At 72.2% G+C, this 20,776-nt stretch carries 12 protein-coding genes; all 12 read right to left on the reverse strand.

Annotated features, from left to right (window positions below; all coding sequences use genetic code 11):
* Window positions 1–71: 71 nt before the first annotated feature.
* From DMC64_RS35250 to DMC64_RS35305, 12 genes are read right to left on the reverse strand one after another with little or no spacing between them, the layout of a single operon-like run.
* Window positions 72–1,109: a 3-deoxy-7-phosphoheptulonate synthase gene (locus tag DMC64_RS35250; RefSeq protein WP_125737014.1), complete on the reverse strand. Its 1,038-nt coding sequence runs from the start codon at window positions 1,107–1,109 to the stop codon at window positions 72–74.
* Window positions 1,096–2,502, reverse strand: a complete 1,407-nt coding sequence (locus tag DMC64_RS35255; RefSeq protein WP_125737015.1) for a DHA2 family efflux MFS transporter permease subunit — start codon at window positions 2,500–2,502, stop codon at window positions 1,096–1,098. The genes DMC64_RS35250 and DMC64_RS35255 overlap by 14 nt, the downstream gene beginning before the upstream one ends.
* Window positions 2,499–12,404 (reverse strand): non-ribosomal peptide synthetase, encoded by a 9,906-nt coding sequence (locus DMC64_RS35260; protein ID WP_125737016.1) that lies wholly within the window; start codon window positions 12,402–12,404, stop codon window positions 2,499–2,501. The genes DMC64_RS35255 and DMC64_RS35260 overlap by 4 nt, the downstream gene beginning before the upstream one ends.
* Window positions 12,398–13,174, reverse strand: a complete 777-nt coding sequence (locus tag DMC64_RS35265) for an ABC transporter ATP-binding protein (protein ID WP_125737017.1) — start codon at window positions 13,172–13,174, stop codon at window positions 12,398–12,400. Before DMC64_RS35265 ends, DMC64_RS35260 begins: the two co-directional genes overlap by 7 nt.
* On the reverse strand, window positions 13,171–14,151 hold the full coding sequence (locus DMC64_RS35270; protein ID WP_125737173.1) for an iron chelate uptake ABC transporter family permease subunit: 981 nt from the start codon (window positions 14,149–14,151) through the stop codon (window positions 13,171–13,173). The genes DMC64_RS35265 and DMC64_RS35270 overlap by 4 nt, the downstream gene beginning before the upstream one ends.
* A 38-nt stretch (window positions 14,152–14,189) precedes the next feature.
* Window positions 14,190–15,173: an iron ABC transporter permease gene (locus DMC64_RS35275; RefSeq protein WP_038514450.1), complete on the reverse strand. Its 984-nt coding sequence runs from the start codon at window positions 15,171–15,173 to the stop codon at window positions 14,190–14,192.
* Window positions 15,170–16,174 carry an ABC transporter substrate-binding protein gene (locus DMC64_RS35280; RefSeq protein WP_125737018.1) on the reverse strand — a complete coding sequence of 335 codons (1,005 nt, stop codon included), beginning with the start codon at window positions 16,172–16,174 and terminating at the stop codon, window positions 15,170–15,172. Before DMC64_RS35280 ends, DMC64_RS35275 begins: the two co-directional genes overlap by 4 nt.
* 26 nt (window positions 16,175–16,200) lie before the next feature.
* The gene (locus tag DMC64_RS35285) at window positions 16,201–17,055 is read right to left on the reverse strand and encodes a siderophore-interacting protein (RefSeq protein ID WP_125737019.1); all 855 of its coding nucleotides are present in this window, start codon (window positions 17,053–17,055) and stop codon (window positions 16,201–16,203) included.
* The gene (locus DMC64_RS35290) at window positions 17,052–17,285 is read right to left on the reverse strand and encodes a phosphopantetheine-binding protein (protein WP_125737020.1); all 234 of its coding nucleotides are present in this window, start codon (window positions 17,283–17,285) and stop codon (window positions 17,052–17,054) included. Before DMC64_RS35290 ends, DMC64_RS35285 begins: the two co-directional genes overlap by 4 nt.
* Window positions 17,282–17,953: an isochorismatase family protein gene (locus DMC64_RS35295; protein WP_125737021.1), complete on the reverse strand. Its 672-nt coding sequence runs from the start codon at window positions 17,951–17,953 to the stop codon at window positions 17,282–17,284. Before DMC64_RS35295 ends, DMC64_RS35290 begins: the two co-directional genes overlap by 4 nt.
* Window positions 17,950–19,572 carry a (2,3-dihydroxybenzoyl)adenylate synthase gene (locus DMC64_RS35300; RefSeq protein WP_125737022.1) on the reverse strand — a complete coding sequence of 541 codons (1,623 nt, stop codon included), beginning with the start codon at window positions 19,570–19,572 and terminating at the stop codon, window positions 17,950–17,952. The genes DMC64_RS35295 and DMC64_RS35300 overlap by 4 nt, the downstream gene beginning before the upstream one ends.
* Complete coding sequence (locus DMC64_RS35305) at window positions 19,569–20,762, reverse strand: isochorismate synthase (RefSeq protein WP_125737023.1); 1,194 nt, start codon at window positions 20,760–20,762, stop codon at window positions 19,569–19,571. The genes DMC64_RS35300 and DMC64_RS35305 overlap by 4 nt, the downstream gene beginning before the upstream one ends.
* Between the last annotated feature and the right edge of the window lie 14 nt (window positions 20,763–20,776).

Consider the following 20,776-nt stretch of genomic DNA (forward strand, 5'->3'; position numbering starts at 1 on the left):
CGTAACTCTCGTGATTGAAGGCGTAACGGCTCCAATCACGAGAGTTACGCCTTCAATCACGCGTGATACGGCTAGGCGCGGGGCGAGCCGACGGGGCCGCTCAGGCGTCGTACGGCGTTCGCGCAGGCGAGGGACTCCAGAAGCGGAACCGTGCGGTCCCAGCCCAGGCAGGCGTCCGTGATGCTCAGGTCGGGCCGGGGGCGTGCGGAGCCGACGTCCTGCCTGCCGTCGGAGAGGTACGACTCGATCATCACGCCGGCCAGGGCGTCGTTGCCCGCCGAGATCTGGTCCGCCAGGTCGGCGACGACGACGGGCTGCCGGTTGTGGTCCTTGCCGCTGTTGCCGTGCGAGGCGTCGACGACGAGCCGGTGCGGAAGGCCGGCTGCGGTCAGCGCGTCGAGGGCGTCCGCGACCGCGTGCGCGTGGTGATTGGGTTTCGGGCCGCCGCGCAGGACGAGGTGCGCGTCGGGGTTTCCGGCGCTGCGCTGGATCCGCGGCCGTCCGTCGGCGGCTGCGCCCGGGAAGACGTGGGGCAGCGCGGCCGACCGGACCGCGGCCACGGCGGTGTCCAGCCGCCCGGACACGCAGTTCTTCATGCCCACCGGCATCGGCAGCCACGACGCCAGCTGCCGGTGCGGCTGGCTGGCGACCGTCCGCGCGCCGATCGCGCCCCAGCTGACGGTGTCCGCGAAGTACGGCGCCAGGAACGGATCGACGAACTCGTACGCCAGCGGCAGCCCGGTCGCGGCGGCGTCGTCCAGGAACCGCCGTCCGATCCGGACCCCGGACGCGAGATCGCCCTTGCCGTCGAGGGTGGGGTCGGGCACCAGGCCGGTCCAGCCCGCGATCGTCCGCGGTTTCTCCAGGTAGGCGCGCAGGACCACGACGAGGTCGTCGGCGAACCGGCGCGACGCCTCCGCGAGCCGGTGCGCGTACTCGAGCGCGCCGTCGGTGTCGTGCACCGAACACGGGCCCACGACGACGAGCAGCCGCGAGTCGCGCCGCGCGAGGACGTCGGCGACGGTTTCGCGGTGCCGGATGATCTCCTCCGGCACGAAGCCGCTCGTGGCCACCTCGGCCGGGCTGGGCAGCTGGTCAAGCATCCGCATGACCTTTCTCCTTGTCGGGGGCGGCTTCCCCGGCCCGGGGCAGCCGCGTCGCACCGGCCACCGCCACGACGGCGAGGCCGAGAACACACCAGAACGCGTCGGCGAAGGCGGCGGCGACATCCGGGCCGCGCGCGGCGAGCCGGGCCTGCAGCACCACGGCCAGCACCGCGGTGCCGATCGAACCGCCGAGCGTGTTGAGCAGATTCAGCGCCCCGGCCGCGCGGGGCAGCCGGGCGGGTTCGACCCGGCGGTAGACGATCGTCATCACCGGCGCGCCGATCAGCGCCGCGCCGAAACCGCGCAGCAGCAGGGAAACCACGATCACCCAGTCCGGGACATCCGGGCCGAGCTGGGTGAACGGGGCGGTGCCGAGAGCGACCAGCCCGATCCCGCTGAGCACCAAGGTGCGCGGCGCGATCCGGTCGACGAGCCGGTTCACCAGTAGCGAACCGGCCGCCGCGCCGATGCCCTGGGGCACCAGCAGCAGGCCGGTGTCCCAAGTGGACAGTCCGGGACCGCGCTGGAGATAGAGCGGGAGCAGGAACATCGTGCCGAACACCGACGCGCCGAGCAGCACCAGCGCCAGCGCGGCCACCCCGAACGGCGGCTTCGTGAACAACCGCGGATCCAGCAGAGGCGCTTCGGCCCGCAGACCGTGCATCACGAACGCCGCCAGCATCACGACACCGAGCACGACGGCGATCCCGGCGACCACCGGTGTCCCCTGGTCGAACCAGGTGAGCCCGAAGACCAGGACGGCCAGCCCCGGCGAGAGCAGCAGCGCACCCCGGAAGTCGAAACGCTCGCCCTTGCCCCCGGGTTCGCTCTCGGGGACCCAGCGCCGGGCCAGGAACACCGCGACCACGCCGATCGGGAGGTTGACGTAGAACAGCCACGGCCAGTCGGCGACCGCGAGGATGGTGCCGCTCGCCAGCGGGCCGAGCACCGGCGACAAGAGCGGCACGAGCCCGACGACGGCGATCACGCGGCCGATGCGGTCCCGTCCGGCGGCCCGCGCCAGCAGCGCCTGGCCGGTCGGCGGGAGCAGACCGCCCGCGAGTCCTTGCAGGACACGGAACGCGATGAGCGCGGGCAGTGTCGTCGCCAGCGCGCACAGCAGGGACGCCAGCAGGAACACGACGACGGCGGTGAGCCAGACGCGACGGCCGCCGAACCGGTCGGCGAGCCAGCCGGACGCCGGCACGGCGGTGACCACGGCCAGCAGATACGCCGTCGTCACCCAGTGGACGCCGGTGACCGGCGCACCGAACTCGTCGGCGAGGGTGTCGACGCCGACCGAGACGATCGTACTGTCCAAAGTGGCCATGAAGGTGCCGAGCACCAGCACGGCCGCCGTGCGCCACAGTGCGGCGTCGATCGGGCGCGCGGTCACCGCTCCCCCACGTAGCCGGCGGCGTCGCCGTCGAGCCAGGACGGCAGCTTCCGGAGATACCCGACCAGGTCGTCGGCGAGCGACCGGGCGTCGGCCTCCTTCGCGTACAGAACGCCTTCCCAGCCCTGCTCGCCGGGAACGACCGTGACGCTCACCGGGTGATGCGTGCGTTCGCGGAACCTCGTCCCGGTGACGGTCAGGCCGGGCGCGGGTTCGCGCAGCTTCGCCGGGTCCACCGGGTAGTTCTCGAAGACGAGCAGGCTGTCGAACAGCCGCTCGCGCCCGGCCAGCGACGCGAGTTCCGGCAGGCCCATCCGGTGGTGCGCGGCCATCGCCTGCTGCCGTGCCTGCAGATCGGCGAGTGCCTCGGCGACGGTTCCGGTGAACCGGGCCCGGACCGGGACACTGTTCGCCAGCGGACCGATGATGTCTTCGACACCGTCCACATCGGATGTCCGGTTCGAGGTCATCACCCCGAAGCTGACGTTGGGACGTCCGGCGTGGGTCGCGAGCACGGCCGCCCACGCACCCTGCAACAGGGTGTTGACGGTGAGCCCTCGTGCCGCGCCCAGTTCGGTCAGTTCCGCGACCAGCCGACGGTCCACAGTGAACAGAGCAGGATCGGCGGAACCATCGGTACGCGGCAGGTGGTCGCCTTCCGGCAGGCCGTCGAGTTCCTTACGCCAGGCCCGGACGTCGGCCGAGTGATCGGCCGCGGCGAGCAGGCGCGTGTACCGAGACGGCGGCACCGGATCCGGCAACGGCTTCCCCGCGTACAGCGCGAACAGTTCGCCAAGGATGCGCGGTGCGGACCAGCCGTCGGACAGCAGATGGTGACTGGTCAGCACGAGCGTCTGCATGCCGTGCCTCAGGACGGTGAGCCGCCACAACGGGCCGCGCGCCAAATCGAACGGTTCCGCGAGCTCCTCGTCCAACGCCGCGTCCACTTCGGACACTTCGCGCACGCGGAAACCGGCCCGTGGTTCGGCCGGGATCACCTGGACCTCGTGCGACGGCGGGAACACCGCGCCCAGGTTCGGCTGCCGTCGCACCAGCGCGTCCGCCGCCGACCGCAGCGCGTCGACATCCAGGTCGCCGGACAGCGTGAACGCCGCCTGCACCCGATACGGATCCTCCTCCGCGGCCCGGGATTCGCGCAGGATCACCTCCTGCAACGGGGTCAGCGGCATGATCTCGCCGGGCCCCGGGACGTCGGCGGCGAGAGCGTCCAGCTCCCGCCGGAAATGCTCGCCCAGCACGACGATCTCGTCTTCGGTGAACAGCGCGGACGGCCACGTGAAGCGGACGCCGAGCGTGCCGCCGTCGGGGACCATCGCGTTGACCGTCAGCGCGTACGGCAGCGGCATCTCCGCGCCGCCACCCGAACCGAGCGGATCCGCGTCCGGCGGGCGCTGCCACAAGGTCTCCTCGCTCGGCGGTGCGGGGAAGCGGCCGAGGTAGTTCCAGGCCACCTCCGGCCGCGGACCGTCGACCTCGAGAATCCCGTGGCCGAGCCCGTCCCCCGCCGCGCGCAGGTGATCACGCACCGCGCGCAGCGCGTCCGGCACCGGTCCGGACGGCGGTGCGATCCGCGCCGGATGCACGGCGGTGAACCAGCCGGCGGTCTGCGCCAGGTCGACCGTGCCCGCGAAATCCGGGGTGTGTCCCGGACGTCCGTGGCTTTCGACGGCGACGAGCAGATCGGCACCGGTCCCCCGCCAGGCGGCGACGGCACGGGCGAGCGCGGTCAGCAGCACGGTGTCCGGTCCGGTGCGGTAGGCCGTCGGCAGCACGGTGAGCACGGCGTGGGTCGTGCTCTCGCCGACGTCGATCCGGTGGTGCCGCGCGGTCGCCACGGTGTCGCGCACCGGGTCGAGCCTGGTCCGGCCGAGCGTGCTCACCGGCGCGGCGGCAACCCCCTGCCAATACCGCATTTCGTCCTCTCGATGCGGGGCGGCCGCGCGCAGCGACCGTGCCCAGCCCAGGAACGACTGGCCGCGCCGCTGCAGGGTGTTGCCGTGGAAGGCCTGTTCGACGTCGTCGAGCAGGACCCGCCAGGTCACCGCGTCGGCGACCAGGTGGTGCGCCACCAGCAGCAACCGGCCGGGCCGGTCTCCGGCGTCCGCCAGCACCGCCCGCACCAGCGGTCCGGTGCGCGGGTCCATCCGCGCGACGATCTGCTCGACCTGGGCGTCCAGCGCCGCGCGAGGATCATCGGAGACGCGAACAGCGGTGAGTACGTCCGCACCGGTCACGGCACCGACGTCCGGAACCCGAAGCGCGTCCTCGACCAGATGCGCGCGCAGGACGTCGTGGCGAGCGAGAACGGCGTCGAGCACCGCGGTCCAGCGAGTGACGTCGTCCGCCGACGGCACGCAGATCTCAACCCACTGGCAGAACCCGTCGGCCGCCTTTCCCGCGCGTCGCAACAGATCCCGCATGATCGGCGTGAGCGGGGCGTCACCGACCGCGGGGGCTTCCTCGGCCCGTTCGGGTTCTCCGCAGCGCGCGGCGATCCCGGCGACCGTGCCCCCTTCGAGGACGTCGCGCGCGGTCAGGTGCAGCCCTTCACGGCGGGCGCGGGAGACCACCCGCAGCGAGGCGATGCTGTCGCCGCCCGCGTCGAGGAACCCATCGTCGAGGCCGACGTCGGAGCCGAGAAGCTCGCGGACCACCCGCAACAGCACGGCTTCCGCCGGGGTCGCGGGTTCCCGGCCGCCGTCGGAGCGGGCTTCCGGCGCGGGCAGCGCGGCCCGATCCAGTTTGCCGCTCGGGCCGAGCGGGAGCCGGTCCAGCGGCACGAACGCGGTCGGCACCATGTACGCGGGCAGCTCAGCGGCGAGGTATTCGCGCAGTGCGGCGGGATCAGGTTCGGCGCCGTCCACGGGGACGACGTAGGCGACCAGCCGGTCCTCGCGGACGATCACCGCGGCGGCGCGTACGTCGTCGTGCGCGGTCAGCGCGGTCTCGATCTCGCCGAGTTCGATCCGGAACCCGCGCAGTTTGACCTGGTGGTCGGCACGGCCGAGGAAGACGATCTGCCCGTCCGGGCGCCAGCGGACCAGATCGCCGGTGCGGTACATCCGCTCCCCCGGCGGCCCGAACGGGTCGGCGACGAACCGTTCGGCGGTCAGCGCGGCCCGGCCGACGTAACCCTGCGCGAGCTTCGGCCCCGCCAGGTACAGCTCACCGGTGACGTTCGTGCCGACCGGGAGCAGACCACCGTCCAGCACGTACGCGCGGACCTCCGGGTCCGGACGGCCGATCGGCAGCGGGCCGGGGTCGGCCGGGTCGTAGTGCCAGGTGACCGAGTTGATGGTGACCTCGGTCGGCCCGTAGGCGTTGAACAGCGCCCGCCGGTTCCCCCAGCGCCGTGCCAGTTCCGGGTCGAGCCGTTCGGCACCGACGACGAAGAACACGTCCGGGTCGACGGTCGCGTCGTCGGGCATCGCGGAGAGGAACGACGGCAGCAGATTGAGTCCGGTGACACGGTGCTCGGCGGCGTAGGCAAGGAGGTCGTCGCCGGAGACCCGCACCTCCTCCGGCGCGATCACCGACGTGCCGCCGGACAGCAACGGCAGCATGAACTGCCAGAACGCGACGTCGAAACTCGTCGAGGCGAAATGCAGGTACCGCTCGGCGGTCCCGATCCCGACGATGTCCTCCTGCAACGCGATCAGGCTCGGCACGCCGCGATGCGGCACCGCCACCCCCTTGGGCTTACCGGTGGTGCCCGAGGTGTAGATGACGTAGGCGATCGCGTCCGCGCATGAGGGCACGGCCGGATCCGAGTCCTCAGTGGACAGCTCGGCCGGGTCGATCACCGGAAGGCCCTCGACGTCCGAAGTGGACACAACGGCGGCGGGCCGGATGTCGCCCAGCATGTAGGCCAGCCGGTCGGCCGGGTAGTCCGGGTCCATCGGCACGTGCACCGCACCGGCCTTGATCACGCCGAACAGCGCGACCACGAGGTCGACGTCTCGGCGCAACAGGACCGCGACCGGGTCCTGCGGTTTCACTCCGGCGTCGATCAGGGTGTTCGCGAGCCGGTTGGCACGGCGGTCCAGTTCGGCGTAGGTCAGGCTCCGGTCGCGGCACACGACGGCTTCGGCGTCTGGCGTCTCCCAGACCCAGCGGCCGAACTCCTCCAGCATGCCGCCGCGTTCACGCTTCGGTTCCGGCCCTTCGCCGAGCCGCAGCATCGCGCGTTCTTCCTCGGCGCCGAGCGCCCTCAGCCGGGAGACCGGTCGCGCCGGGTCGGCGACGATCTCGTGCAGCATCGCCCGCAGCCAGCGGCCGTAGGACTCGGCCTCCTCGCGGGTGAACGCCTGAGGCTGGTAGCCGAGGCCGACGGTGAACTCGTCGCCGGGCAGCACGATCACCGTGAGCGGGTAATGCGTCGCGTCGGTGATGTCGACGCCGACGAGGTCGAGACCGGGCGCCAGCGTGGTGCGGGCTCGGCTGGAGAGCGGGAAGTTCTCCATCACCAGCATCGTGTCGAAGAGGTCGCCGACGCCCGCCGCGCGCTGGATGTCCGGGAGTCCGGCGTGATGGTGATCGGTGAGCCGGACGCTTTCGGTGTGCACGCGTTCCAGCACGGTGGCCGCGGTGTCGGCGGCGTCGAACCGCACGCGCACCGGGATCGTGCTGCCCAGCTGGCCGATCATGCGCTCGACACCGGGGACGTCGGCCGGGCGGCCGGAGACCGGGCAGCCGAACACCACGTCGCGACGGCCGGTCAGCCTGGCGAGCAACGCTCCCCACGCGGTCTGGAACACCGTCGTCGGGGTGATGCCGCGTTCGCGGGCGAAGGCGCGCAGCCGCTCGCTGAACTCGCCGCCCAGCTGTACGGTGACGCGTTCCGGACGCTCCACAGTGGACTCGACGCTCGCCGGGGCGAGCCGCGTTCCTTCGTCCAATCCGGACAGTGCCTCACGCCACGCCGCCAGCGCGGCGTCCGGGTCGCGTTCGCCGAGCACCCGATGGTACTCCGAGAGCGGAGGTGCGACCGGGGCCGCCGGGCCGCCGCCGAGTTCGGCGTAGGTGGCCAGGAGGGTGCGGCCGACCAGCGGCATCGACCAGCCGTCGAGCAGCGCGTGGTGATTGGTGAGCACCAGGCGGTGCTCGTCCGGGCCGAGCGTCAGCAGCAGGAACCGGATCAGCGGCGGGGTCGCCGGGTCGAAGGGACGGGCGAGTTCGGTGCGGCATTCGGCGTCGACCCGGTCCGGCGAGACGTGCGCGAATCGCCAGTCCAGCGTGATGTCGGCGGGTACCACCTGGACGACCTCGCCCGCGTCGGTGGTGTGCAGGTTGACGCGCAGCGCGGGATGCCGCCGCAGCACTTCCGCCGCGGCCTCGCGCATGCGGTCCGCGTCGAGCGCGCCGCTGAGCAGGGTGACGGCCTGGACCGCGTAGACGTCGGTGTCTTCGGTGCCGCGCGCCAGGGTGTGGAACGAGAGCCCGGTCTGCAGCGGGGTCGCGGGCAGGACGTCCTCGACCCGGCCGAGGCGTTCGAGCGCGTCGATGTCTGCCTGGTCGAGGCCGACCAGCGGGAGATCCGACGGGGTCAGCCCACCGCCGCCCGGACCGATCCGGGCCGCGTGCCCGGCCATCGCGTCCAGGGCGAGTGACCACGATTCTTGAAGCGCGGCAACACTTTCCTGGGACAGGACGGCACCGGCCGCGGTCCATTCGACGGCTAGTTGCGGACGGCCGTCCTCGCGGACGAAGCAGTTCAGGGCCAGCACCTGTTCCAGCGACTTGGCGTCCGGTTCGGTGACCGCGAACGGGTCTTCCTCCGGCAGACGCCAGCCGGTACCGGGCAGGGCCGCGAACCGGCCGAGGTAGTTCAGGACGACGTCCGGCGGCGGGACGGCGGCGAGTTCGTCCCGGGTGAGCGGGTCGAGGTACCGCAGGACCCCGAAGCCGACACCGTTGTCGGGAACCGCGCGTTTGGCCTCTTTGGCGGCCCGCAGCAGCTCTCCGGCCGACGCCACGCCGGCGGGAACACGCAAGGGGTACTCGGCGGTGAACCAGCCGACGGTGCGCGAAAGATCCAGGCCGTCATGGTCACGGCCGTGTCCTTCGAGCGACACGGTTTCGGCCTCGACCGGGGCACCGCGCCACGACCTCAGGGCGAGGACGAGCGCGGCGAGCAGGACGTCGTCCGGCCCGGCACGATAGGCCGCGGGCAGCGCGGTGAGCACCGCTTCGGTCTGCTCCGGGGTGGCGAGGGTGACCGACCGCCGCGCGGTCGCGACGGTGTCGACACCGCGGTCGAGCGGACGGTGGCCGAGACGCGGACCGTCGAGCGCGCCACGCCAATGGTCGAGTTCGCCCCGCCGGGCCCCGGAAGTACCTTGCTCGGCAAGGAGAAGCGCGTGCCGCCGCCATGACGTCCCCACCGGTTCGAGCGGTTCACCGGCACAGGCCGCACGCAGATCCGGCAGCAGGATCCGCCACGAGACCCCGTCGACCGCCAGGTGATGCAGCACGATGACGAGGTGATCCGGCAGCAACGCCACCTTGAGCACCCCGGCCCGGAGGTCCAGGGACTCCGCGAGTCGCGCCGCGACCTCGGCCGGGTCGCCGGTCGTCTCGATGACCACGTCCGACGCCCTCGCCGCCCCGCGTTCCCGGACCCGCATTTCGTCCTCTAAATGCAGACGGAGGACGTCGTGGTGGTCCAGGAGCGTCTGCACGCCCTCGGTCAGGAGGCCGGGCGGAAGGTCCTCGTCGAGCCGGACGGCGGTCCATTGGGTGTAGCCGGCGATGGTCGTGACGTCCGGATGCGGATCGAGCAGCGCGCGGACGATCGGTGGCGCGGGCACCACGCCGACCGGCTCGTCCGGCGGGGCGGCCGGGGCGCCGATCTCCGCGCTCGCCGCCGCCAGCGCCTCGAAGCTGCGACGGGCCAGCAGATCACGCGGACGCAGATCGAGACCGTGGGCACGCAGCCTGCTGCTGACGCTGATCGCGGTGATGCTGTCGCCGCCCAGCGCGAAGAAGTCGTCGTCGACGGCGACCTCGTCGACACCGATCACCTCGGCGATGGTGGCGCACAGCAGCCGTTCGCGGTCGGTGGCCGCGACGCGTCCGGCCGCCGCGCGCGGGGCGGGCAGCGCCGGACGATCGATCTTCCCGTTGGGGGTCAACGGAAGCGCGTCGAGCACGACGACCGCGGCGGGCACGAGGTGTTCCGGCACCCGCTTGGCGAGTTCCGCGCGGACCTCGTCCGGCACGACATCGCCGACGACGTAACCGGTGAGCCTGGGCCCGCGCACTGCTGCGGCGGCCGCGCGCACGCCCGGAACAGCAGTCAGCGCGGCCTCGACCTCACCGAGTTCGACGCGATGGCCGCGCACCTTCACCTGGCCGTCGCGGCGACCCAGATACTCCAGGCCACGGCCGGGCACCCAGCGGACGAGGTCCCCGGTGCGGTACATCCGGTCGCCGGGCGCCCCGAACGGATCGGCGACGAATCGTTCGGCGGTCGCGCCGGGACGTCCGAGATAGCCACGCGCCAGATGCGGTCCCGCCAGGTACAGCTCTCCCGGCGTCCCGGCGGGCGCGGGCCGCAACGCGGCGTCGAGCACCCGGACCGCCGTGCCCGGAACCGCGGTGCCGATGGTCGGTTCCCCGTCGTCCAGCCAGGATCCGGCACCGTCCACAGTGGCCTCGGTCGGGCCGTACATGTTGCGGGCGCGGACACCGGAATCGGCGACGCGCCGCCACAGCGCGGGCGGAGTCGCCTCGCCGCCGAGGACGAGCAGCGCGGGCGCGTCGGGGCCGTCGAGCAGCCCGGCGTCGACCAGCGGCGCGGCCATCGACGGCGTGGTGTCGACGACGTCGATCCGGTCGCGGGCGAACGCGGCCAGCAGTTCGTCGGCGTCCCGCGCGACATCGGTGCCGTAGACGTGGAGTTCGTGCCCGAACAGCAGCCACATCAACTGGTCGAGCGCCGAGTCGAAGGCGAACGAATAGGTGTGCGCGACGCGCAGCCGCCTGCCCGCGGCGCGTTCGGTCTCGGCGACCGTGGTCGCGCGGTGGTGGCGCAGCAGCGTCGCGAGCCCGCCGACCCGGCCGAGGACGCCCTTGGGCCGTCCGGTCGAGCCGGAGGTGAAGATGACGTACGCGAGATGCTCCGGATGGCGCGGAATCCCCAGCGGCGAAGAGTCCAGAGTGGACAGATCGGTTTCGCCGAGCAGGAGATGCGGCCCCGGCACGATTCCCGGGTCGTGGGCAACCGTGAGCACCGCACCGGCTTCGGCGGCGAGTTCCCGCAGGCGTTCGACGGGATGCGCCAGATCCAGCGGCAGGAAGGCGGCCCCTGCGTCGAGCACCGCCAGCAGGGCGACGACGAGGTCCGCCGACCGCGGCAGGGCCAGCGCGACGACGTCGTCCGCCCCGACGCCGCGAGCCCGCAACGCCCGGGCGAGGCGGTGGACCCGCGTGACGAGTTCGCCCGCGGTCAGCCGTTCGTCACCGAAGACCAGTGCGGTGTGTTCGTGCTCCAGCCGGTCGAGAAGTTCAGGTACGCCAAGGATTTCACCCTCGGGAGCTGGTGTCGACCACGCCTTCAGCAGCATGTCCCGCTCCCCCGCCGGGACCAGGTCCGCACCCGCGACCGCCGGGCCGTCCGGCTCGGTCAGCGCGGTGATCAGGCAGCGCAACGCGGTCAGCTTGGCATCGACGGCGGCCTGGTCGTGTGTCCGCGCGTCGACCTCGAACCCGAGCAGCAGCCCACCGTCCGAGGTCGGCAGCACCGACAGCCCCATGTCCTCCGGCGGCCCGCCCGCGACGTTGCGCATCGTGCCGTGCGAGCCCGCGAAGTCGAGCTTCAGGTCGAACGCCTTGAGGTTGATGCCGCGGCCGTGCAGCAGCGCTCCGGCGCCGGGCACCGCGAGATCCTGCGGCAGGTCTTCCCCGCGATACCGCTGATGCGTGCGCATCTCCTTCAGCGCGCCCGCGACCCGCGCGGTCAGCTCGGTCGCCGAGTCCCCGGGGAGCACCGTGACCCGCAACGGCAGCACGTTGACCGCCATCGCCGGGGTCCGCAGCGCCGCGCCCTCGCGGCACATCAACGGCATCGCGAACACGACGTCGGTCCAGCCGAGCACGCGGTGCAGAAACGCGGCGTAGCAGGCGATCAGCGCGTCACCCCACGTCGTCCCGGCGCGTTTGCCCAGGTCACGAAGCCGGGCCAGGTCGGAAGCGGGCAGGACCGATCGGGCGGTGACCGTATGCTCGGGCGGGCCGGACGCGCTGCCGGCGTCGTCGAGATCCGGCAACGGCGTGAATCGCTCACGCCAGTACTCGCGATCCTGGGCGAACCGTTCGCTCTCGCGGTAAGCGCGATCGGCCTCGACGAGGTCGGCGAACCGGGCGAACGTCGAAGCCGGGATGTCCTTGCCCTGCACCGAAGCGGTGTAGCGGGCCGCCGTCCGGCGCGCGAGCATCGCCGCGGTGTAGCCGTCGAACACCAGGTGGTGCCCGAGCTGGGTGAACCACACGTGCGAGTCGGACAGCCGCAGTACGAGATGGGCGAACAGGGGCCGGTCCACCATCCCGCGGCAGGCTTCGGCGACGCGGCGGCGTTCGGCGTCCACGCGCTCGTGCGCGGCGGCGACCGGATCGGCCTCACCGCGCAGATCGACGACCTCCGGCACCGGCAGCGCGTCTTCCGACACGAGCTGGCGCGGACCGTCCGGCGTCTCGAAGACCCGCAGCCGCAGACTGTCCGCCTCTTCGGCGCTCGCCCGGATCGCTTCGGTCAGCGCGACGACGTCGACCGCCTTGTCGCCGACGATCTCGATGACGTCACCGACGACGTAATAGGGCGAGTCGGGTTCGAGGCGCTGCGCGGTCCAGATGCCCAGTTGGGCGCCGGTGAGGTTCAGCATGAAGGCACCACCATCGGGGTTCCGGTCACCGGGTCGGGCACGACCACGCTGGGGAGATCGAAGACCTCCTTCATCAGCTCCGCGTCCATGATGTCGGACGGCGCGCCCTCGGCGACGATCCGGCCGTCCCGCAGGGCGACGAGGTGATCGGCGTACCGGCAGGCCTGGTTGATGTCGTGCAGGACGGCGATCACCGTGCGACCCTCGTCGCGCAGGCGCGCCAGCAGGCTCAGCAACTGGTACTGGTGCGCGATGTCCAAAAAGGACGTCGGTTCGTCGAGCAGCAGGTACGGCGTCTTCTGCGCCAGCACCAACGCCACCCACACGCGCTGACGCTGCCCGCCCGAGAGCTCCTGCACCGGCCGGTCGGCCAGTCCCGCCACCCCGGCCGCGGTCATCGCGTCGAGCACCGCGCGTTCGTCCTCTTCGGACCAGGTGGCGAACAACGACTGGTGCGGGAACCGGCCACGCGCGATCAGCTGCCGGACGCGGACGTCCTCCGGCGCGACCGGATCCTGCGGCAGGAACCCGAGCTCCCGCGCCAAACCCTTGCCGGGGAAGGAACCCACGTCCTTGCCGTCGAGAAGGACCTCGCCGTCCGACGGACGCAGCAGCCGGACGAACGCGCGCAGCAAGGTGGACTTGCCGCACGCGTTCGGTCCGACGACGGCGGTGAACGCGCGGTCGGGCACGTCGAGGCTCAGCCGGGTCGACACGACCCGGTCGCCGTAGCGCAGGGTCAGGTCCCGAGCGGTCAAGCGGGCAGTCATGTGCGCCGAACCTCCTTGGTGAGCAGCCAGATCAGGTAGCCGCCGCCGATCACGGTGCTGACCACACCGACCGGCAGCGATTCCGGCGCGAGCAACATCTGAGCGGCCAGGTCGGCACTGGTGAGCAGCACGGCGCCGGTGAGGGCGGCGGGCAGCAGGGCGATACCGGGCGTGCGGGCCAGCCGCCGTCCGATCTGCGGTGCGGCCAGCGCGATGAACGCGATCGGGCCCGCCACGGCGGTCACCGTGGCCGTGCAGCCGACCCCGATCAGCACCAGGACCAGCCGCAGCCGGTCCCAGCGGACCCCGGTGGTGACCGCCAGCGCACCGCCGAGCGCGGCCTGGTGCAGCGCGGGTGCCCTGGTGAACAGCACGACGAACAGCACCGCGAGCACTCCGAACGGGATGGCGACGTCGTCCCAGCCGACCCCGTTGAGGGAACCGGCGTTCCAGCCGACGGCCGCGATCGCGATCTCGAGTTCCGCGCGCAGCACGATCCACGAGTTGAACGCGGTCAGCATCGCGTTGATCGCGATCCCGATGACGATCAACCGCAGCCCGGACAACCCGCCACCGAGCGACAACGCGTAGACGATGGCCGCCGTGATCACGCCGCCGAGCACCGAACCGATGGTCAGCTGCGTGGACGTCCCCGAGAGCACGGTGATCGCGAACAGCGCGCCGGTGTACGCGCCGGCGTCGAGACCGATCACGTCCGGGCTGCCGAGCGGGTTGCGGGTGACGTTCTGGAAGATCGCGCCCGCCAGGCCGAGCGCGGCACCGAACACCAGCCCGGCCAGTACCCGGGGCAGCCGCCATTCGCGGATGACCACGCCCGGCCCGCCACCGGATCCGGTGAGCGCGGCGAATACGCGGGCGGGGCTCGCCCACGCCGCGCCGTAGCAGAGCCCGAGCAGCGTCAGGCCGGCGATGACCACCAGCATCGCCACGAGGAAGACGAGGGTGCGGCGTTCCATCCGGGCGGAGAACCGCCCGCGCCGCAGGACGAGTGTGCTCACAGCGGCGCCGCCCCGTATTTGCGGACGGCCCAGATCAGCACCGGGCCGCCGAGGAACGCGGTCACGATCGCCACCGGCACCTCACCGGTCGGCAACAGGACCCGGGAGCCGACGTCCGCGGCCAGCATCAGGACCGGGCCGAGCAGCGCGGCGAACGCGATCAGCCACGGGATCGACGCGCCGGCCACCCGCCGCGCCAGATGCGGCACGATCAGCCCGACGAACAGGATCGGCCCGGCCAGCGCGGTCGCCGCGCCCGCCATCAGCGTGATCAGCAGGAGGGTGACCGTCCGGACGCGCGCGACGTTCGCGCCGAGCGTATGCGCGACCGTCTCGCCGAGCGCGATGGCGTTCAGCTGACGGCTCACCGCGAACGCGCCCAGCAGGGACAGGCCGATGACGATCAGCGGGACCGTGGTCGGCGCCTGTTCGCGACCGGCCAGCGAACCCACCGACCAGAACCGGTAGACGTCGAAGGTGTCCGGGAACAGCAGCCGGAGACCGAGGGTGAGCCCCAGCAGCACGGCGCTCAGCGCTGTCCCGGCGAGCACGAGCCGCAACGGCGACTTGCTGCCGACCGCGTACACCAGCGCCGACGCGCCGACCGCGCCCAAGACAGCGAGCCCCAGTTCGGCGGGCGCCGACGCGGCCAGACCGAACGAAGACCCCACCGCGATGGCGAACCCGGCCCCGGCGGTCACGCCGAGCACGCCGGGTTCGGCCAAAGCGTTGCGCGACAAGGCTTGCACGAGCACGCCGCCGACGGCGAGCGCCGCGCCGACCCCGATCGCCAGCACCGCCCTCGGCATCCGGATGTCCAGGACCACCGCCCGGTCACTCGGATTCCCCTCGCCCAGCAGGGCGCGCACGACCTCGCCGGGGGCGATGGCGTGCGCGCCGATGCCGACGCTCAGCACGGCGACCACGACGAGCCCGAGCAGTGCGGCGCCGAGCAGCGCGGACCGCCCGGTGGTGGTCACTTCTTCAGCAGCGGCGCGAACGCCTGGTCGACGGCGTCCAAAGTGGACGTCGCGGCCCGGTAGGTGGCGGCCTCGGTGAAGCGGAACGGGTAGACCTTGCCCGCCTTCACCGCGGGGAGCTCCTTCCACAGCGGCGAGTCGAGGACGTACTTGACCGGCGCGGGCACGGAGCCGTCGGCGGCGACCGAGTAGGTGATCGCGTCGGCCTGGGCGAACGCGGTCGGCAGTTCCTCGATCGACGGGTACTCGCTGACGTCCTTCGAGCCGCCGCCCTTGACCTTGACCTGGCCGTAGTACGTGGCACCGATGTCCTGCGCGATGTTGGTGCCCCAGGAACCGTTGAACTCACGCTGGAAGTTGCCCTTGGCGACCTCGCCGTAGGCACCGACGTGGCCCAGCTTCAGCTGCGGCACCACGGCCTTGTACTTCTCGGCCAGCGCCTTGGCCTTGGTGTCGTACGCGGTCTTCAGCGCGTCGAACCCGGCGGCCGCACCGGCGGCGTCGGCCTGCTTGCGCGACAGCTCACGCCACATCGACGGAACCGACGGGCCGATCGCCACGACCGGCGCGATCGCTTCGAGCCGCTTGATGTCGATGTCGGCGAGCACCGGCTTCGGCACGCCGATCACGATGAGATCCGGATCGGCCTGCGCGATCGCCTCGTAGTTCGTCTCCGACGCCGACTCGCCCGCGACCTTCGCCAGCTCGTCGTACTTCTTGCGCTCCTGCTCGTTGAACAGCGGGATCCCGCGCTTCCAGCTGGACACCCCGACCAGCGGCGCGCCCGCTTCGAGCAGGGCGGGCACGGCGTAGCCGGTGGCGATGACCCGCTTCGGCGAGACCGGGATGGTGATCTGGCCGTTGTCGGCGGCGAACACCCGGGTCTGACCGCCGTCGGCGGCCTTGCCGTCTTCGCCCGCGCCGCAGGCGGTGGCCGCGGTCACGACCGTCAAAGCGAGCGCGATCGCTCCGGCGAGGCGTCGGGTTCTAGTGGTGCGCATGGATTTCCTCGGTTTCTTGGTGGGGATCAGTGGTCGTGCTCGTCGTCGAAGTCCGCGACGCCGCGTTTCCAGTAGCCGGTCACGTCGTGGTCGTCCTTGCCGAGCCCGAGGTCGTTCTTGAGCCAGCGGCGCAGCGGTTTGATCTGCCCCGCTTCACCGGCGACCCAGGCGTAGAGCCGTTCCCCGGCGGGGACCTCGATCGTCTGGACCGCACGGGCGAGAACGTCGGACGCGCCGGGCGCCACGTCGCCTCGATGCAGCCAGTGCACCTCGACGTCTTCGGGCGCGGAGAGCTCGATCTCCTCGCTCGCGTCGGTGACCTCGATGAACGCCCAGCCCGCGGCGGTACGCGGCAGTTCTTCGAGCCAGCGCGCGATCGCGGGCAACGCGGTGACGTCACCGGCGAGCAGGTAGCGGTCGTAGGTGTGCGGCACGATCAGCCCGCCGGGCGGACCGGCGACGTGCACCGGCGTGCCGGGCGTGACCTTCTCGGCCCAACCGGAGCCGAGCCCGCCTTCGTGCAGCGCGACGTCGAGGTCGAGTTCCCCGGAGACGGAGTCGTACCGGCGGACCGTGTACTCGCGCGACGTCGGCGACGGCTTCGGCCAGCGCAGCATGTCGCCGTCCTGCACCGGGAGCCGCGGCTCGGGGTCCAGTTCGGGGAAGAGGATCTTCACGTGTTCGTCGGGCGAATGCGCCTCGAAACCCGCCGTTCCCGGCCCGCCGAGCGTGACCCGAAGCAGCCCGGAACCGATCATCTCGGTACGCACGACCTCCGCCCGCCGGATCCGGATCGGATACGGCACCTTCTCCGCGTGCCGTCCCGCACGGACCTCGGCGATGCGCTCCAGGTGCCGGTGGCGATGGTCGGCGCGGCTCACGTCGCGCTCCCGGTGAGCACCCGCGTCCAGTGGCCGAGGGTCGGCTGCTCGGCGAGGTCGGCGAATTCGAGCGTGTCGGCGCCCTCGGCGCGCCACTGCTCGACCAGGCCCATGATCCGCATCGAGTCGAGGCCGAGATCGGTGAGGTCGGTCTCCGGCTCCAGCTCGGCCGGGTCGCAGCCGAGCAGCTCGGCGACGTCGGCGTGGATCTTCTGGACGGTCAAGCTCATCCCTGTGCTCCCGCGTGGATGGGGGCCAGCGCGGCGAGCGCGGCGGCCGTGGTGGTCAGTGCGCCGCAGCGCTGGGCGACGTACTCGCAGGCCTGGTCGTGGCGTTCGCGGGAGAAGTCCGCGACCGCGTCGCCGACCAGGAACGGCTGGATGTCGCGCATGAACGCCTCGACGGCGGTGGCCTGGCAGCCGATATGCGCGTAGACGCCGGTGATCAGCAACTGGTCGCGGCCCGCTTCGGCGAGCTGCTCGGTGAACGTGCTGCGCTGGAACGCGCTGTAGCGCCACTTCGTCAGGACCTTGTCCCCCGGCTGCGGGGCGAGCTCGGCCACCACGTCGGCCGCGGCCGGATCGTCGTCGATGACCGCGCCGATGCCGTCACCCCAGAACTCGGTCAGCAGGCCGCGGTCCTCGGCGGCCTGGTGGCCGGGCTGCGCGGTGTAGAACACCGGGACCCCCGCGGCGCGGGCGGCGTCGGCCAGCGCGGCGATGTTCGCGATCATCTCCGGGACCGGGGATCCCGCGTACGGCGCGAGGAAGTACCGCTGCGCGTCGTGGACCAGCAGCGCGGCACGGGCGGCGTCGGGTTTCCAGCCGACCCGTCCGGCGGGCAGCTCGGCCTCCGTCGGGAGGGCGTAGGGCTCGATCTTGGGCAGTGACACGTTCACTTCTCCTTCGCCAGGGCGGCCAGCGCCGCCCGCAGCTCGCGTTTGCTGGTCTTGCCGACGCCGGTCACCGGGAACTCCGGCACCACCTGGACCAGATCGGGCACCTTGAACGCCGCGACCCCGCGCTCGCGGACGAACCGGCGCAGCTCCGCCGCGGCGGGCTCGGCGCCGGCCGCAGGGACGACGTAGGCACAGGTGCGCTCGCCCAGGTACGGGTCCGGCACCGCGACGACCGCGGCGTCGAGCACGCCGGGGTGGGCCATCAGGTGGTTCTCGACCTCTTCCGCGGCCACCTTCTCGCCACCGCGGTTGATCTGTTCCTTGGCCCGGCCGACCACTTCCAGATGTCCCGACGGATGCCGCCGCACGAGGTCACCGGTGCGGTAGAAACCGTCCTCGGTGAACGCGGTCTTGTTGTGCTCCTCGGCGCGGTAGTAGCCGCGGATCGTGTACGGCCCCCGGGTCAGCAGGGCACCGATCTCCCCCGGCGCGACCACATCGTCCGAAGTGGACAGTGGATCGTCCGGGTTCACCACGCGGATCTCGTCGTCCGGCGAGATCGGCCTTCCCTGTGTCGCCAGGACGTACTCGTCGGGGTCGTCGAGCCGGGTGTAGCAGACCAGCCCCTCGGCCATGCCGAACACCTGCTGCAGACGGCACCCCAGCGCGGGCCCGATCCTCTCGGCCAGTTCACGGGCGCATTTCGCGCCGCCGACCAGCAGGACGTCCAAAGAGGACAGATCGCGGGTGGTCCGCGCGGCCGCCTGCGCCCACGCGGCGGCCAGCGGCGGCACGAGCCCGGTGATCGTCACGCCTTCGGCTTCGATGAGCCGGAACGCGGTGTCGGCGTCCGGACGCGGCGCGAACACCGTCGCCGCGCCCGCGTGCAGCGCCCCGAGCAGACCGGGCGAACTGAGCGGGAAGTTGTGCGCGACCGGCAACGCGGCCAGGTACACGCTTTCCGGGCGCAGGCCGCAGATCCGGGCGCTTTCCCGGACGCTGTACAGATAGTCGTCGTGCGTGCGCGGGATCAGCTTGGGCAATCCGGTGCTTCCACCCGACAACTGGAGGAACGCGACTCCGGCGGGATCGGGATCCGGCAGGGCGCGCGGAGTCGCCGCTTCGAGGACGGCGAATTCCTCCGTGCCGACGACGAAGACGTTACGCACCGAGGGGATCTCGGCGGCGACCGCGCGGGCCATGGCCGCGTGGTCGAACCGTTCGTGTTCGCCGACGGTGAGGATCGCCGCGGCCTCGCTCTGCTCGGCGAAATGCCGTAGTTCGCTCGCGCGGTGCGCGGGCAGCGCGAACACCGGCAGCGCACCCGCCCGCCACAGTCCGAACACGACGGACGCGAACTCCGGCACGTTCGGCAGTTGCACGACGACCCGGTCACCGGCCTGGATCCCGGCGCCGGCGAATCCGGCGGCGAGCCGGTGCGCGCGCTCGTCGAGTTCGGCGAACGTCCAGCGGGCGTTCTCGCCGATCACGGCGAGACGTTCGGCGTAGGCCTCGGCGAGGCTGGTCAGCAGCTTGCCGAAGGTCTGGCCGCGCCAGTAGCCCGAAGCCCGGTAGCGCGCCGCGGTTTCCGGCGGCCAGGGCACGTGGTCGGCGGTCATTCCACTCCCTCCAGCCCGAGGGCCCGCAGCATGGTGCCGAATTTCGCGCCGGTCTCGGCGAGCTCGGCCGCCGGATCGGAACCCGCCACCACTCCCGCACCGGCGAACAACCGGACGGTCCGGTCCCGGACTTCGGCGCAGCGGATGGTGACGACCCATTCGCCGTCACCGTCCTGGTCGGTCCAGCCGACGAGACCCGCGTAATAGCCGCGATCCTCGGGTTCGAGCGCGGCGATGGTGTCGCGGGCGAGCGCGGTCGGAACGCCGCAGACCGCCGGTGTCGGATGCAGTGCCTCGGCCAGTCCGAGCGCGGACGAACCGGCGTCGCTCGCGTCGGCGAGGCGTCCGCTGATCTTGGTCGAGAGGTGCCACATCGTGGGCGTGCCGATCACTTCGGGTTCGGCGGGGACGTCGAGGTCGGCACAGAACCTGCCCAGGACTTCGGCCACCTGGGCGGCGACGTGCGCGTGTTCGTCACGGTCCTTTTCGGACGCCAGCAGATCCTTGACGCGCCGGGAGTTCTCGGCGTCGTCGGCCACCCGCGGCCGCGATCCCGCCAGCGGGTTGGCCGTGACGACGCGACCGCGGCGGGAGACCAGGAGCTCCGGGCTCGCGCCGATCAGGGTGCGCGGCGCGGGATCCCCCGGCGCGCTGACGTCGACGGCGAAGGCGTGCGCGGCCGGGTCCGCGTGGACGAGGCGCGCCAGCAGCCGCGGCACGGCGACGGGGTCGCCACCGGTGACGTCGAGGCAGCGGGCCAGCACGATCTTGCGGAGGTCGCCGTCGCGGATCTCGTCCAGCGCCCTCGCCACGGCGGTGGTGTAGACCTCCGGCGCGGGCCGCGGCGACACCGTCCAGCTCCCGCCCAGCGGGGCGACCGGACCACTCGCCTTCGGTGGTCCTGCCTTGCGTACCAGGGCGGGCACCACCAGGCTGCTCGGCGCGTCGGGCCGGAATCCGATCGCTCCGGCGACGACGGGTTCGGTCACTCCCGCCACGAGAGCGGCGTCGAGGACTTCGGCGGCCGCGCGGGCACGCTTGCCGGGCGCCGCGTGGACCGGCGCGTACACGCCGTCGGCGAGCAGCGATCCTCGAGCGGACGAGTAGTAGAACGATCCGGGCAGGTACGCCGCCAGCAGATCGGCCGCCTGGTGGACCGGCCTTGGTCGGGCCGGTGCAGGTGAGGACACGACTGGATTCCCTT

Source organism: Amycolatopsis sp. WAC 04197 (assembly GCF_003947475.1).
Lineage (GTDB): Bacteria > Actinomycetota > Actinomycetes > Mycobacteriales > Pseudonocardiaceae > Amycolatopsis > Amycolatopsis japonica.

Excerpts from the sequence above, each read along its gene's own strand:
- DMC64_RS35250 (WP_125737014.1), bottom strand. The coding sequence starts at position 1,109 with ATGCGGATGCTTGACCAGCTGCCCAGCCCGGCCGAGGTGGCCACGAGC.
- DMC64_RS35260 (WP_125737016.1), bottom strand. The coding sequence starts at position 12,404 with ATGCTGAACCTCACCGGCGCCCAACTGGGCATCTGGACCGCGCAGCGC.
- DMC64_RS35265 (WP_125737017.1), bottom strand. The coding sequence starts at position 13,174 with ATGACTGCCCGCTTGACCGCTCGGGACCTGACCCTGCGCTACGGCGAC.
- DMC64_RS35270 (WP_125737173.1), bottom strand. The coding sequence starts at position 14,151 with ATGGAACGCCGCACCCTCGTCTTCCTCGTGGCGATGCTGGTGGTCATC.
- DMC64_RS35280 (WP_125737018.1), bottom strand. The coding sequence starts at position 16,174 with ATGCGCACCACTAGAACCCGACGCCTCGCCGGAGCGATCGCGCTCGCT.
- DMC64_RS35290 (WP_125737020.1), bottom strand. The coding sequence starts at position 17,285 with ATGAGCTTGACCGTCCAGAAGATCCACGCCGACGTCGCCGAGCTGCTC.
- DMC64_RS35300 (WP_125737022.1), bottom strand. The coding sequence starts at position 19,572 with ATGACCGCCGACCACGTGCCCTGGCCGCCGGAAACCGCGGCGCGCTAC.